The following is a 13987-nucleotide window of genomic DNA, read 5'->3' as shown; positions in this document are numbered from 1 at the left end:
GTTTTTTGTATAGAGAAACGCCATACCGATCAACAAATTATGCAAATCGGATACAATTCTGTAATGCAAACTGTGCGTGTGAGAAGCCATGCCTACTCAAAAACACGAATCCTCTCGCTAGGGCTCGTAGCCAGCAAAAACTTTTTTCTTCCTCTACGTCTTCTATTTTCAAAAAACAACCCACTTAAAACGCTCGTTTGACCCCTTAAAATTGCGATTTGAGGGGTTTGTAAAATACTGAAATACAAGAAGTTATTTTTCTGGAAAATCAGTCACTTGGAGTGCTAGTCTGCTCGCAGCTAAGGAGAAGACATGTTAAAAACCGATCTCATTTTTGAACGAGAAAACTTTTCTCACCACGATTTTCAGAATGCCACCTTTAAAAACTGCCACTTTTATATGTGCAGTTTCGACCATGCCGATCTGCGCGATGCTAAGTTCATCGACTGTCGCTTTATCGAATCCAAAGCGCTAGAAGGGTGTAGTTTTCGCTTCGCGAACTTAAAAGATGCCAGCTTCACGAACTGTATGTTGGCGATGAGCCTGTTTAACGGCGCAAATTGTATGGGCTTGGAGCTGCGTAAGTGCGATCTCAAAGGGGCAAACTTCCAAGGTGCGAACTTTGCTAATCGCGTCAGTAACACCATGTTTTTCTGTTCTGCTTTTATTACTGGCTGCAACCTCACCTACTGTAACTTCGAGCGAGTGTTACTAGAAAAATGTGACCTCTTTGAAAACCGTTGGAACGGAGCGAACCTCGCGGGGGCAACTCTTAAAGGCTCGGATTTATCTCGCTGCGAATTCTCGCCAGAACAATGGGGAACCTTTAACGTTGAGCAATGTGATCTGACTCATGTCGAACTAGACGGGCTGGATGTTCGCCGCGTTTCTCTGTTTGGTGTTAAAATTTGTGATTGGCAACAAGAGCAATTGCTTGCGCCTTTTGGACTGATCATTATCTAAGGAAAGGCCATGAACCTGTTTAAAGACTTACCGAATAACCTCGACGAGGAAGTGTTCGAAGACCTGCTGACCCACAAAAACCTGCGTATAGAACGCATTGTCTCAACAGGGCAAACCTCGCCCAAAAGTGGCTGGTACGATCAAGAAGAACATGAATGGGTATTGGTTCTTAAAGGAACTGGAGAGCTGACTTTTGAATCAGGTGTAGTGAAACGACTTGAGGCAGGCGATCACGTTACGATTCCAGCTCATACCAAACACAAAGTGAGCTGGACTGACCCAACGCAAGAAACCATTTGGTTGGCAGTGTTTTATCAATAAACACAAAACGATCTTAAATCGAAAAATAGGCGCTGAATTTGCTCGATACTACCAAGCCGTCACTGGCACTGTTTGATTTTGATGGCACCATTACCCGAGAGGATATGTTTAGCCTTTTCCTCCACTATTCTGCTTATGGCCTGCGCAAGCGAGTAGGAAAGGTCGCTATCATGCCATTTTATGCGCTGTACAAACTCGGAGTGTTACCCGCTCGTCTTATGCGTCCGCTCAGCAGTTTTATTGCATTTTCAGGGAAAGAAAAGCAGCAAATTGAAGCGATTGGCGCTCAGTTTGCCCATGAAGTGATCCCGCTGTACTTACGGCCAGAAGCGATGGAAAGGTTGGCGTGGCATCAACACAGAGGCGATACCATTGTGGTGGTGTCGGCATCACTCAATGCGTATCTCAAGCCTTGGTGTGAAGCGAACGGTTACCGCTTGCTGTGCAGTGAACTGATCTCAGAACAGCCAAAACTGAGTGGCTTTTACCAGCAAGGTGATTGCAGTTTAGAAAGAAAAGTCTCGCGCGTTAAGGCGGCGTTTTCGCTCGACGAGTTTGAGTCTATTTATGCCTACGGTGATACACACGAAGACATTCCGATGCTCAAACTGGCAGACTACGCGATGCTCAACTGGATCGAGTGGAGAGCAAGCGAATAACGATATGTGCTCTGATTTTCAAGACAACCACTCCACCAAAGTGGTCGTTTTAGACTGAAAAAACAAACCCTTCTCACATGAGAAGGGTTTTATTGATCAGGGCCCGAATAAATGGCTTAACGCCATACACCCCATTGACCCGTTGTGCCTGGTTCCTCACCAGACGTCCACCACTGAGCGGTCCATTCTTTACCGTTGTGCGTCACCACATCACCTTGGTCGTAAACAGCCGTCTTGTCCCACAAGTTGGTTGGTTCAACTGGTGGCGGTACATCCGCTTTGATCAGTGACAACGCATAACTGAAGTCTGCGCTTGGCGCTAATACTTGGTTCGCATTCACGTTCTTACTATCGAACATGTAGTGGTTCATCTCTTGATGCCAAATGCCCACATACCAATCGCCCGTTTGCTGCGCGTTAAATTGATCCGCAATTTCTGCCGCCCAAGTCGTCGTATTGTTTGCGCTGATTGGCAGTGAAATATCAACAATTTCATTGCCTGTCGCATTAAACGTACGGAAACGGATGGTGTCACCCGCTTCTACTGGTCCAAAACCTTGCTGAACAAAGTAGCCCAGAGATGTCAGATTATTACCCGGTTCGGTTGGATCAACGGGGTCAGTCGGCGGCGTCGTACCTGTTCCGTTTAACGTAATGTCACTACAGTTGTAGAAACCTTCACCAGCCACATCAATGCGCTGCCAACGAGTATAAAGCACTGCATCGCCCGAGCGCTCAGCTGGGAAAGTCACCTGAATACGGTAGCGTTTTTCCGCATCAACATACACATCACCTGCGGTGTCGATCAGCTCTAAATCACTCCAAGTAAGCGGTTTTGAATCATCATAGGTCGGCTTGGTGAGATAGAATTCCCAGTATGATGGGTTGTGCGGCGCCTTGCCGTAAAACACCAATTCAATCTGGTTATTTGCATCTGGCGTAACATTGGTGCGCTGCCAGTTTGGAGAAGGAATGTTCAAGCCTTTCTTAGCGGCATCGCCGGCAGAACACAGTTCGCCGTCACGGACTACGGCTTTAACATGCTCCATATCTCGGTAATTTGGTACGTTTGCTGCAATTTCACTGCGTTGCACAAACGGGTAAGCACCAGATTCTTCAAAAGCCGCTTTACACGCTTGGTTGGGGATCTCATTGGTCCAAAAACCACCGTCTAAATAACACGTATTCTGACGAGCACTTGGAAATTCTACCCAGCCGTGGGCGTTGACGTTAAATGAGCTCAATGCGGCAACAGCGCTTAAGCTCAAAAGAGGAAGTGTTACATGTGATTTCATCGTTCATCCTTAAATTTGCTGACTCGCCGCTCATGAACACAAGCGGTTTAAGCAAAACTAGCAGGATGAGATTATTTCGAAGGTGAGAATAAAGGTGGAAATTGTAAGAGTGCCATCTGCTTTCCAGCATTTGTTGTGTATTTATCTCATACTCGACTGACTCTTTCGAGTCACTTCAAATTCATGTGCCACAAAACCATGCCACGCTTGACCGACTAACGTTCGTCTTTCGGTGTGTCCATTACCACCATGGTTGTGATCGACTTGACGTGCTCACACTCACCCAGTACATCGGCATGGAACGCTTTATATGCGGCCAAATTTTGCGTTTCTACGCGTATTAAATATTCATTGGCTCCCGTAATATTGTGGCATTCCACCACTTCATCCACAAAACGTACGTGTTCTTCAAAACCAAGCTGTGCTTGCTTAGAGTGCGAGGCCAAACCAATCGACACATAAGCGACAAAACCCACGCCAAGTTGCTGATTATCCAGTACCGCTCGGTAGCCTTTTATCACGCCTTTACGCTCTAAATCTTGCACTCGACGTAAGGTTGCAGACGGAGATAAGCCAACGCGTTCCGACAGCTCTACATTGGAGATTCTTCCGTCCCGCTTGAGCACTTGCAATATTCTTTCGTCAAATCTATCCATGATGATGTTTCATTGCTTATTTAGTTTCTAATCATCAAATAAAAGCACAATATTGACCTCAGTTCTACTTATAGTTGTTCTCAACTTATCGAGAACTGATTCAAGGAACAATCTATGGAATATCATCAACTGGGCGCTTTGGCGTTGTTCGCTTTTGTCTCCACTTTTACGCCGGGTCCCAATAACATTATGTTGATGACCTCAGGGGCAAATGTTGGATTTAAACGCACCATTCCACACATGTTGGGCATTACCTTCGGTTTTGGTGCCATGCTGATTTTAGTAGGCATTGGTTTGATGAGTCTCTTCAACGCTTACCCGATTACTCACTCCATTTTGAAAGTATTGAGCTTGAGTTATTTGCTGTACTTGACGTACAAAATCGCCACGAGCGGCAAAACCGAAGCAAAACACGATTTTCGCCCAATGTCTTTTTTAGGGGCGGTGGCATTCCAATGGGTGAACCCGAAGGGTTGGTCGATGGCGTTGACGGCCATTACGGTATACACCAGTGGCGGTTCTTGGCTTGAACTGACTTTTATCGCGGGTATCTTCTGCTTAGCTAACTTGCCATCGGTAACATTTTGGACTGCGGCAGGCATGCAACTTCAACGCTGGTTGACCACATCTAGGCGTGTAAAAGGGTTTAACTATGGGATGGCAGCGCTTTTACTGCTGTCGACTATCCCAATGATATAGAAGACAAAATATCCGTAAAACCGTGATCTAATACAAAGTTCAGGTAGATACTGAATCAATAATCATAATCTAACGCCACTTTTGGACAATGCCAGGGTCATAGTAGCGAAGCAATGCGCTATTTATTAAAAGCACACTAATCATAAGCCACAGCTATTTTAATGTTCGTTGCTTGCTCGCAGTAACTGCGATGAATCTATCACCCTGGCCAAAAGCTCATGAGCTTAAGGTCCTTTACACAAGGAGCGTTACACAATGCACACTCGCAAGCTTATTCTTGCTGCCACTTTTGGATTATTATTGGCGGGTTGCAGTCAAACATCCACCACAACCAATGCTGAAGTCATTCCACCCGAGTATCCAGTGGATTATTTCTTTAAAAACAGCGAAGTTTCTAGCTATCAAATCTCTCCTGCTGGTGACTACATCTCAATGATGAAGCCATGGCAAGACCGTAAGAACGTCTTTGTTTATCCCACAGATAACCCCGATCAGATAAAACGCGTCACATCCGTAACAGGGCGCGACATCGCATACTACTACTGGGTTGGCGAAGACACCGTAATTTACTCTCGTGATACGGGAGGAGATGAGAACTTTTATCTCGTGACGGTTAATGTCAAAACAGGCGAAGAGAAAACCATCACACCGACATCCGGTGTTGTGGCATACGTTATCGACACACTAGACAATCAACCCGATGACATTTTGATTTCGAGTAACGAGCGTAACCCGCAAGTCTTTGATGTCTATCGACATAATCTAAAAACAGGCGAAAATACTCTCGTCGCGCAAAACCCGGGCAATGTGCGCTCATGGGGTACCGATCACGATGGCAACATTCGTGTCATCACCACATCAGATGGTGTTAATACCTCCGTTTTATATCGCGATACGGTTGAAGATGAATTTAAGCCGCTAAAGAATCTCACTTTCAAAGAGAGCTTTAGCCCCATTTCATTCACGCCGGACAACAAAAACTTATATGTGGCATCACGAATTACGCGTGATAAATCAGCCATCGTTGAATACGATGTAAAAGCCAATAAAGAAATACGAGAAATCTTCTCTCACCCGGAAGTTGACGTGAATAGCGCTCACTACTCTGAAGCGCTTAATAAGCTGGTTTCAGTCTCTTACGTGACAGATAAAAACCACTATCACTTCTTAGATGATTCCTACCAACAAACCTTCGAACGCCTCTCAGAGAAACTGCCAAATGTAGAAATTTCTGTAACCAGTGCGACGCGAGATGAAAGTAAAATGATTGTCGTCACCTACAGCGATGTCGATCGACCAAATTACTACTTCTACGATCGTAAAGCAGACAAATTGGAGAAATTGGCAGAAAACGCTCCATGGCATAAGCCAGAACATATGGCGAAGATGACGCCTATCCAATACACCGCTCGCGATGGAGAAACCATTCATGGCTACCTAACGCTGCCGAAGGGTCGAGAAGCCAAAGATCTGCCTTTGCTTGTGCTCCCACACGGCGGTCCATGGGCTCGTGATCACTGGGGATTTCAGCCTGAGGTGCAATTATTCGCTAACCGCGGTATCGCCGTGCTGCAAATGAACTTCAGGGGCTCAACTGGTTATGGTCGCGAGTTTTGGGAGAAGTCGTTTAAGCAATGGGGACAATCCATGCAGGATGACATTACCGACGGTGTCAAATGGGCTACCGAACAAGGTTACGCACAAGATGGCAACGTATGTATTTATGGTGCCTCTTATGGCGGCTACGCAACTCTGGCGGGGGTGACATTCACTCCTGATTTGTATAAGTGCGGAATCGACTACGTTGGCGTATCTAACTTATTTACCTTTATGGACTCCATTCCACCTTATTGGGCACCATTCCTTGCAATGTTACACGAGCAAGTAGGCAATCCGAATGATCCTGAAGACGCGAAAATGATGAAAGCCTACTCACCAGTGTTCCATGTCGACCAAATTAAGGCACCTTTATTGGTCCTACAAGGTGCACAAGATCCACGCGTGGTGAAGAGCGAGTCAGACCAAATCGTTGATGCACTGCGCGAACAAGGCGTCGAGGTCGAATACATCGTGAAGGAAAATGAGGGGCACGGATTCCGCTCTTTGGAGAACCGTCTTGATGGTTACCAAGCGATGGATAGATTCCTAAAAACACATTTACTTGAGCAAACTCAGTAAGCCTTTACATCGTTAAGTTCGAAAGGGCATGTTGGCGTGCCCTTTCTTATTTTTTCTACGTATTTTGCTCGACCCAGTCCCCAGTACTACTGCAATACTCCAATAATCCAGCTCAATTCACAGTGTAAATTTATATAAAGACACTACCCTCTTATGAGAGATCTTGATAATCTTAAATGAGAAAGAGAATAATTATCGAGTAGAGTCAAAGATGAAGAAGAAGCCTCAACCTAAAACGATTGTTGTCACAAATACAGAGACAATTACCCCAAATATGCAGCGTATTACTTTGCAAGGTGAAGCGCTAAGCCAGTTTCCACGCGACTGCGAAGGTAGCTACATCAAGCTATTGTTCAATGAGATGGGCGGTACCGATTTGAACACGCTAAGCGACGATGACCGACCATTAATGCGAACCTATACTATTCGTCGTTTCCATCCGGAAACACACACCATCGAAGTCGATTTTGTCCGCCACACCACACAAGATTTACAGTGTGGCTTTGCCGCGCGTTGGGCGATGGCCGCACAAAAAGGCGATACGATTAATATCGTAGGTCCAGGCAGTATCTCTAATTTGAATACCGAGGCTGACTGGTTCTTTATGGCCGCCGATATGACAGCACTTCCTGCTCTTTCAGCGAAAATTCGTACGCTACCAGAAGAGGCAAAAGGCTATGCCGTGATCAGTGTGATGTCTGCGGCAGACATCCAGCCTCTGCACGCACCAGCTGGTATGGAGCTAATTTGGCTTACAGAAGGTCAAACCCTAGCAGAAGCGGTACGCGAACAAAAATGGCTAGATGGGGACGCCGCAGTATGGTGTGCCTGTGAGTTCGATTCAATGCGTGCGCTGCGCCAATATTTCCGCAATGAGAAAGAAGTCGATCGCGAGAATATCTACATCAGCAGCTATTGGAAGCAAGGCGTGTCTGAAGATGGGCACAAAGTGATTAAACGTGAAGACGCGGAATCCAATCAATAGTGGTTCATGTCTTTTCGATTCCAGCTCTCATCCCAATAAAAACGCCCGGCACCACCGGGCGTTTTAGCAACATACCTTGTAATGAGGCACTTTAAACCGCTAATCAACAAGCTCTTGCGCCAAAAAGTCGATCAATAACCGCACTTTTGGCGACAAATTGCGACTTTGCGGATACAGCGCCCAAATGCCTTCGCGATCGTCGCGGTAATCGGTCAGCACCTCGACCAACTCACCACTGTCTAACGCCTCTTGCACGTAGTAGTCCGGCAATTGCACCAAACCCAGACCGCGCTTCGCTGCGTCCACCAAAGCAAAACCGCTGTTGCATTTAATCCGTCCCGACACGCGTAAAGATTTATCGCGTTTATTTTCCTTAAAGTGCCAATAGTCGACAGAGCCAACCAAGCACTGATGCCGTCCCAATTCCGACAACGTATGTGGCTCACCAAAACGCTCCAAGTACATCGGACTGGCACACACGTAGGTTTGACGTGAGGAAAGACGCTTGGCGATCATGCTGGAATCTTGCAAGCGGCCAAGACGAATCGCTACGTCTACACCTTGCTCAATCAAATCCAGCTTTTGGTTGGTCAGCACTAAATCAAGGTCCACACGCGGGTATTTTTCCAAAAACTGATGCAAAAGCGGCGCGAGGTTCATTTCCCCATACGTCACAGGAGCCGTCACGCGCAGTAAACCGCGCGGTTCGGTCTGCATTTGCGTTACGGCAAGCTCGGCCAGTTCTAACCCTTCCACCAAATGTTTACACTGCTGGTAATAGAGTTGTCCGGCTTCAGACAGGGAGACTTTTCGCGTCGTGCGATGCAGCAATTTCACCGCAAGTCGTTCTTCAAGTGCTGATACCCGACGACTGATTTGTGCCACCGATGTTTTCAGCTTAGCTGCTGCTCCGGTAAAACTGTTGGTTTCCGCCACAGCAACAAATTCGCTGACCCCTTCCCAATTCGCCATGCTGTATTCCTGTCGACCTCTTTTAGACAAATAGTGATGAAAATGTTCTCGTCGCGCTACGCTTTGAAAACGGGAGAATTTTACGCATCAGGCAACGGACGAAGATCGCCGTACTGCGCATCAAGCTCAATGCCGAAGTATTCTTTCAATGCATCCAGATAGGCTTGGCCTGGCTCTAACTCCAATTCTGTCTGCTCACCTTGGCTGGTGTATTTGAGTGTGTAGTTAAGCAATGTCACCAACCCACTTTCTGTTGCTTTCGCCGCGACTCTTGCGCTGGTAAAACGCGAGTGAGGAGAAGTGGAAGTAAAAAAGTTGCCACACGCGATATCACCCGCAAACACAAACTCTAAATCGAAGCTATAAAGGTTGTTCCATGTGTCCGTTCCATCCGTTGACAACACTTGAAGGAAGCAACCAAACTGAGCATCTTCGACAAAGCGGAAGGTTTGTAAATCCGTCTGAATCACTTGGTTGAGGATAAACGGCAATGGCGCACGCGGCGTATTGGAGCCAAAGCCCACATCGACAATCCATGCTTGTTCATCCAGCGTTACCAACGTGATTTGATGACTACGGCCCGTTGGTGTGCCCGACACATGCACACGTCCTAGTAAACTGCGTGCTTCAAATCCGAGAGTATTGAGTACCTCAAGCATTAAGCCATTCAATTCAAAGCAGTAACCACCGCGAGAGTGATACACGGTTTTTTGAATGATGTCTTCAATCTCAACAGAAATGCCGCGCTGCAACGCAATATCAAAGTTCTCAAACGGCAGGCTGTGGTGCTGCGCCACGTGTACTTTATGTAATGTTTCTAAATCGGCAGGTAGCTCTCTTGGCAAACCGAGCTTGGTTAAATAGGCATTCAGATCCGTCTTGTTCATAATCACTCTTACTTCGCTGATGGGTTGATTGCGTTCTACTCTAGCCCCTCTACCTAACTTCAGGTCAACTGCCTTTTCCGCTTTCCCTTCCGCGTTGAGGAGGCATCACACTCTTATAATCTGCTTACCTTACCATTATTACGTATATGTAAAAATCATTTTCAAAATGGACGGATTATCATTTTTATTGAAACACCTAGAATAGATACCAACAAAACGACGCAGCGCAGTAAGCAAACCTTAACTACGCTTATTACGTCACTCCATATACTGAGAATATAAAGGAAAATCCAATGACTGTTGAAATCAAACCTGGTCAAACTCACATCAAATCCAAGGCAATGGTTGCATGGGCCGCTGGCGAACCACTGAAAATGGAAGAAGTGGATGTACAGCTTCCTAAAGCGGGTGAAGTGCTAGTGCGCATCGTCGCAACAGGTGTTTGTCATACTGATGCGTTCACTCTGTCAGGCGACGATCCAGAAGGCATCTTCCCTTCTATTCTTGGTCACGAAGGTGGCGGTATTGTTGAAATGGTGGGCGAAGGCGTTACCAGCGTTGAGGTTGGCGACCACGTGATTCCTCTTTACACCGCAGAATGTGGCGAGTGTAAGTTCTGTAAATCTGGCAAAACCAACCTATGTCAGGCAGTTCGTGAAACTCAAGGTAAAGGTCTGATGCCAGATGGCACAAGCCGTTTCTCTATCAACGGTGAGACTATTTTCCACTACATGGGTTGTTCTACTTTCTCTGAGTACACGGTTCTTCCAGAAATCTCACTGGCGAAAGTAAACAAAGATGCACCACTTGAAGAAGTGTGTCTGTTAGGTTGTGGCGTAACAACCGGTATGGGCGCAGTTATGAATACGGCAAAAGTTGAAAAAGGCGACACGGTTGCGATCTTTGGTCTGGGCGGCATCGGTCTTTCAGCGATCATCGGTGCACGCATGGTGGGTGCAAGCCGCATCATCGGTATCGATATCAACGAAAGCAAATTCGATCTTGCAAAACAGCTAGGCGCAACCGATGTGATTAACCCACAGAAATTCGACAAGCCTATCCAAGAAGTGATTGTTGAAATGACTGACGGTGGTGTTGACTACTCATTCGAATGTATCGGCAACGTAAACGTGATGCGTCAGGCACTTGAGTGTTGTCACAAAGGTTGGGGTGAGTCGGTGATCATCGGTGTTGCGGGTGCAGGTCAGGAGATCTCAACTCGTCCATTCCAGCTCGTAACTGGTCGTGTATGGCGTGGCTCGGCTTTCGGTGGTGTTAAAGGCCGCTCTGAGCTTCCAGAAATCGTAAACCGTTACATGGCTGGTGAGTTTGGCTTGCAAGAGTTCATTACTCATACAATGGGATTGGCTGACGTAAACAAAGCGTTTGATCTGATGCACGAAGGTAAGAGCATCCGTACTGTTATTCATATGGATCAATAATGCTGCCTCAGGCTCTCCTTTTGGGGAGCCTGAATTCATTCTGTTGTTAGAGAGTTTATTCATGACCATTGAAAATGTAAGCCAGGCCAAAGTGTTTGGCGGTTGGCACAAACAATATACACACGAATCCAAAGCCCTAAACTGCACGATGCGCTTTGCGATTTTCTTACCACCGAATGCCACTAAATCGAACCCCGTACCCGCTTTGTACTGGTTGTCGGGCTTAACCTGCACCGATGAAAACTTTATGCAGAAAGCGGGCGCATTTCGTATGGCGGCTGAGCTTGGTATTGCGATCATTGCACCAGACACGAGTCCAAGAGGCGAAGGTATCGCTGACGATGAAAACTATGACCTGGGTAAAGGAGCTGGCTTTTACCTTAATGCGACTCAAGCCCCTTGGTCACTGCATTACTTCATGTACGATTACGTGACTAAAGAGTTACCAGAGATCATTGAAAGCAATTTCCCTGTCTCAGAAGTAAAATCCATTTCTGGGCACAGCATGGGAGGTCACGGAGCATTAACCATTGGTCTGAAAAACGCAGAACAATATCGCTCAATATCGGCGTTTAGCCCTATCTGTAACCCAGTCCAATGCCCTTGGGGACAAAAAGCCTTTACTGCTTACTTAGGCAAAGATATTGAGAGCTGGAAGCAATACGATGCAAGTGAGCTTCTCAAGCAAAAACCATCACCACTTCCTATTTTGGTTGATCAAGGTGATGCTGATGGCTTCCTTAACGAGCAACTTAGGCCAGAAGCGCTGGTTGCTGCAGCAAAAGTGCATGATTCAAACCTGAACTTAAGAATGCAATCTGGTTACGACCATAGCTATTATTTCATCTCAAGCTTTATTGACGATCATCTCAACTTCCATGCGAAGTATTTGTTTGCCTAATTCATAGAAGTAACTTGATGAATTAAAAAATAAAGTCACATACCAAGGTGGCTTTATTTTTGGTGCGTATTAACATACTAATCTTAAATAACATTGGAATATAGATAGAGAACAATGTAAGGATGAAACCGGGTTCGCTTATACCTCAATCATTAACCCTTCTAATTCTCATTCACAATACAATTCATCGGTTGAAAATAGGATTAATTTCCATTAAAAATCTGCGAACTGACACGAATTCGTTATAGAGCGAAATAATAACGCATATTTCTGACCTTTTAATTAAGAAGTCACTTAATAACCTTGACGTACAGTAAACCGACAGTTACTTTTCAAACATAACATATTATAAAATCTCATCCGGTTGGCTCTATTATTACAATTACAAATAAAGTACCGCTAGCACCTTTGTCCTAGCTCAGCAAAAAGAATAAAACTCAAAGGGCATATGATGAAAAAGATAGTCGCGCTAGGTCTGTTTTTTGTTGCGCCATTCTTATCTGCAAGTACGATCGTATTTAGCAGTAGCCAACAACCTAGTGTCACATTAAAACTGGAAGAGATTCAATCTTTACCAACCACCAGCTACACAACCACGCTGCCTTGGATCCCTGCTTCTTCTGAATTTCTTGGGGTCAAACTTAGCACGCTCCTCACCCACGTCTATGGCAAAGTGCCAGAACAAGTTGATGTCAGTAGCTTGAATGACTATCACTCGACACTGTCTCGACAAGACATTCTTAGATACCAACCAATACTGGCTTACCAACAAGATCAACACTATATAAAAGTCAGGAATAAGGGGCCATTTTGGGTAATATACTCTCTTAGTCTCTATCCTGAGCTCAACTACAATAAATATCACGCGCAAATGGTCTGGCAAGTAAATGAGATGAAAGCAAAATAATAAGAATGAAGTTATCAGAACCCACCCATCAAAAGCAGAGAGCACCACAATACTCTACAACCAGTAAAATGTTACTTGTGGTGTTTGCCACTTCTTTGCTTCTCGCAAATGTATTGCTTCTGCAGCAGACACGCGCACTGTCACAAAACTTTAATAATGAGCAAAAACAAGCAACCTGGTTTTTATTCCAACTCTCTAAAGAGCTTTCGGAGCTTGTCGGAGAAGCGAGACGAGTCGATGAAAATGTATTAAATATCGAAGGTGCAGAGCTACAATATGAATTGGCCTGGAGTAGGTTCGATTTATTAATTAGTAGTAATGAAGCCTACACTTTTTTCTCTCGAAATAATATGCATCAGTATTTCATTGATCTTTTTGAGGAATTTCAGGGTCTGGAAGCGCAATTAGTTGAAGCAAGAACTGGCGATAGTCAAGCTGCGGCTCAATTTTATCGATCCACTCAAACACTGTACTTAAGCTTGGTCGATTTCGTTAATCAGAACTTTCGCCTCAGCAGCAAAGTCTATGAGGCACAGAAAGGAGAAACGCAACGGTTAATGCAAGCGCAGTATATGCTGTTTGCTACATTCGTTTTGTCGATCCTGTCTCTGACTTATTTCTTTTATCGTGAATCCCATTTCCATAGAAAACTGGCGCTCAGCGACCCACTGACTCATCTTGGAAATCGCAATGCACTATTTATCAACCTGAATGAGCTCACTCAAGAGAAAAGGCCTTTTTCTCTGTGGATTTTAGATTTAAATGGTTTTAAAAGCGTCAACGATACACACGGTCATCAAGTGGGAGACACCGTACTGCGTGAAATTGCTAGACGGCTTAAATCTATGGCGTTGAATGATTTTACCGTCTATCGCATGGGAGGCGATGAGTTCGCCGTCATCCTCGAAGGGGAGCATGTTGATGAAGAAGGCGTTCGTGAGCATATCAATGCGGTATTTGATGCGCCAATACTAAACTCCGACAACGTCGCGACACTATCAACCAGCATGGGCTTAGCGCAATACCCAAAAGACAGTAACAATGTTGACTTTCTTATCAGCATAGCGGATAAGCGCATGTACAAAATGAAATTTCAACGTTAAACGGTATTTATGATGAAAA

General features: G+C 45.4%; 14 protein-coding genes. 10 read left to right on the top strand and 4 right to left on the bottom strand.

What is annotated here, in order from left to right:
- Nucleotides 1-312: 312 nt before the first annotated feature.
- From CBX98_RS12620 to CBX98_RS12610, 3 genes are read left to right on the top strand one after another with little or no spacing between them, the layout of a single operon-like run.
- Nucleotides 313-963, top strand: coding sequence for a Qnr family pentapeptide repeat protein (locus CBX98_RS12620; protein WP_005391967.1), 651 nt, complete (start codon nucleotides 313-315; stop codon nucleotides 961-963).
- A 9-nt stretch (nucleotides 964-972) separates the two neighbouring features.
- A complete protein-coding gene (locus tag CBX98_RS12615; RefSeq protein ID WP_029865421.1) occupies nucleotides 973-1284 on the top strand; it encodes a cupin domain-containing protein in 312 nt (103 codons plus the stop codon).
- Between the two features lie 38 nt (nucleotides 1285-1322).
- Complete coding sequence (locus CBX98_RS12610; RefSeq protein ID WP_046875594.1) at nucleotides 1323-1943, top strand: HAD-IB family hydrolase; 621 nt, start codon at nucleotides 1323-1325, stop codon at nucleotides 1941-1943.
- Between the two features lie 116 nt (nucleotides 1944-2059).
- Here CBX98_RS12610 and CBX98_RS12605 read toward each other — a convergent pair whose 3' ends face one another.
- A complete protein-coding gene (locus CBX98_RS12605) occupies nucleotides 2060-3238 on the bottom strand; it encodes a lytic polysaccharide monooxygenase (RefSeq protein ID WP_006740966.1) in 1179 nt (392 codons plus the stop codon).
- 215 nt (nucleotides 3239-3453) lie between these two features.
- Nucleotides 3454-3894, bottom strand: a complete 441-nt coding sequence (locus tag CBX98_RS12600; RefSeq protein ID WP_031813570.1) for an Lrp/AsnC family transcriptional regulator — start codon at nucleotides 3892-3894, stop codon at nucleotides 3454-3456.
- Between the two features lie 114 nt (nucleotides 3895-4008).
- Here CBX98_RS12600 and CBX98_RS12595 point away from each other — a divergent pair, with 114 nt between their 5' ends.
- The 3 genes from CBX98_RS12595 (at nucleotide 4009) to CBX98_RS12585 (ending at nucleotide 7756) form a co-directional block, all read left to right on the top strand.
- Complete coding sequence (locus tag CBX98_RS12595; protein WP_006740964.1) at nucleotides 4009-4593, top strand: LysE family translocator; 585 nt, start codon at nucleotides 4009-4011, stop codon at nucleotides 4591-4593.
- A 255-nt stretch (nucleotides 4594-4848) separates the two neighbouring features.
- Nucleotides 4849-6771: a S9 family peptidase gene (locus CBX98_RS12590; protein WP_109169354.1), complete on the top strand. Its 1923-nt coding sequence runs from the start codon at nucleotides 4849-4851 to the stop codon at nucleotides 6769-6771.
- A gap of 211 nt (nucleotides 6772-6982) precedes the next feature.
- Nucleotides 6983-7756 (top strand): siderophore-interacting protein, encoded by a 774-nt coding sequence (locus tag CBX98_RS12585; protein ID WP_109169353.1) that lies wholly within the window; start codon nucleotides 6983-6985, stop codon nucleotides 7754-7756.
- Between the two features lie 99 nt (nucleotides 7757-7855).
- Here CBX98_RS12585 and CBX98_RS12580 read toward each other — a convergent pair whose 3' ends face one another.
- Nucleotides 7856-8728 (bottom strand): LysR family transcriptional regulator, encoded by an 873-nt coding sequence (locus CBX98_RS12580; protein ID WP_020841645.1) that lies wholly within the window; start codon nucleotides 8726-8728, stop codon nucleotides 7856-7858.
- A gap of 80 nt (nucleotides 8729-8808) precedes the next feature.
- A complete protein-coding gene (locus CBX98_RS12575) occupies nucleotides 8809-9615 on the bottom strand; it encodes an arylamine N-acetyltransferase (protein ID WP_109169352.1) in 807 nt (268 codons plus the stop codon).
- 293 nt (nucleotides 9616-9908) lie between these two features.
- On the opposite strand from CBX98_RS12575, the gene CBX98_RS12570 reads away from it, so the two are divergent.
- The 4 genes from CBX98_RS12570 (at nucleotide 9909) to CBX98_RS12555 (ending at nucleotide 13968) form a co-directional block, all read left to right on the top strand.
- Entirely contained in the window at nucleotides 9909-11057 is a 1149-nt protein-coding gene (locus CBX98_RS12570; RefSeq protein ID WP_005391984.1) for an S-(hydroxymethyl)glutathione dehydrogenase/class III alcohol dehydrogenase, read from the top strand.
- A 61-nt stretch (nucleotides 11058-11118) separates the two neighbouring features.
- Nucleotides 11119-11958, top strand: coding sequence for an S-formylglutathione hydrolase (gene fghA, locus CBX98_RS12565; RefSeq protein WP_047009747.1), 840 nt, complete (start codon nucleotides 11119-11121; stop codon nucleotides 11956-11958).
- A gap of 451 nt (nucleotides 11959-12409) precedes the next feature.
- Nucleotides 12410-12865 (top strand): hypothetical protein, encoded by a 456-nt coding sequence (locus CBX98_RS12560; protein WP_005391987.1) that lies wholly within the window; start codon nucleotides 12410-12412, stop codon nucleotides 12863-12865.
- A gap of 5 nt (nucleotides 12866-12870) precedes the next feature.
- Entirely contained in the window at nucleotides 12871-13968 is a 1098-nt protein-coding gene (locus CBX98_RS12555) for a GGDEF domain-containing protein (protein WP_109169350.1), read from the top strand.
- Nucleotides 13969-13987 lie beyond the last annotated feature (19 nt).

The sequence above is a fragment of the Vibrio sp. T9 genome (assembly GCF_003123985.1).
In the GTDB taxonomy this organism is placed as follows: domain Bacteria; phylum Pseudomonadota; class Gammaproteobacteria; order Enterobacterales; family Vibrionaceae; genus Vibrio; species Vibrio diabolicus.
Note: the sequence above shows the minus strand (reverse complement) of the source record. Positions and strands in the feature narration are given on the sequence as shown.

What these genes read in the sequence shown, in the direction of transcription:
- CBX98_RS12620 (WP_005391967.1), top strand. Translation starts at nt 313, where the DNA reads ATGTTAAAAACCGATCTCATTTTTGAACGAGAAAACTTTTCTCACCAC.
- CBX98_RS12615 (WP_029865421.1), top strand. Translation starts at nt 973, where the DNA reads ATGAACCTGTTTAAAGACTTACCGAATAACCTCGACGAGGAAGTGTTC.
- CBX98_RS12605 (WP_006740966.1), bottom strand. Translation starts at nt 3,238, where the DNA reads ATGAAATCACATGTAACACTTCCTCTTTTGAGCTTAAGCGCTGTTGCC.
- CBX98_RS12600 (WP_031813570.1), bottom strand. Translation starts at nt 3,894, where the DNA reads ATGGATAGATTTGACGAAAGAATATTGCAAGTGCTCAAGCGGGACGGA.
- CBX98_RS12595 (WP_006740964.1), top strand. Translation starts at nt 4,009, where the DNA reads ATGGAATATCATCAACTGGGCGCTTTGGCGTTGTTCGCTTTTGTCTCC.
- CBX98_RS12590 (WP_109169354.1), top strand. Translation starts at nt 4,849, where the DNA reads ATGCACACTCGCAAGCTTATTCTTGCTGCCACTTTTGGATTATTATTG.
- CBX98_RS12585 (WP_109169353.1), top strand. Translation starts at nt 6,983, where the DNA reads ATGAAGAAGAAGCCTCAACCTAAAACGATTGTTGTCACAAATACAGAG.
- CBX98_RS12580 (WP_020841645.1), bottom strand. Translation starts at nt 8,728, where the DNA reads ATGGCGAATTGGGAAGGGGTCAGCGAATTTGTTGCTGTGGCGGAAACC.
- CBX98_RS12575 (WP_109169352.1), bottom strand. Translation starts at nt 9,615, where the DNA reads ATGAACAAGACGGATCTGAATGCCTATTTAACCAAGCTCGGTTTGCCA.
- CBX98_RS12570 (WP_005391984.1), top strand. Translation starts at nt 9,909, where the DNA reads ATGACTGTTGAAATCAAACCTGGTCAAACTCACATCAAATCCAAGGCA.
- fghA (WP_047009747.1), top strand. Translation starts at nt 11,119, where the DNA reads ATGACCATTGAAAATGTAAGCCAGGCCAAAGTGTTTGGCGGTTGGCAC.
- CBX98_RS12560 (WP_005391987.1), top strand. Translation starts at nt 12,410, where the DNA reads ATGAAAAAGATAGTCGCGCTAGGTCTGTTTTTTGTTGCGCCATTCTTA.
- CBX98_RS12555 (WP_109169350.1), top strand. Translation starts at nt 12,871, where the DNA reads ATGAAGTTATCAGAACCCACCCATCAAAAGCAGAGAGCACCACAATAC.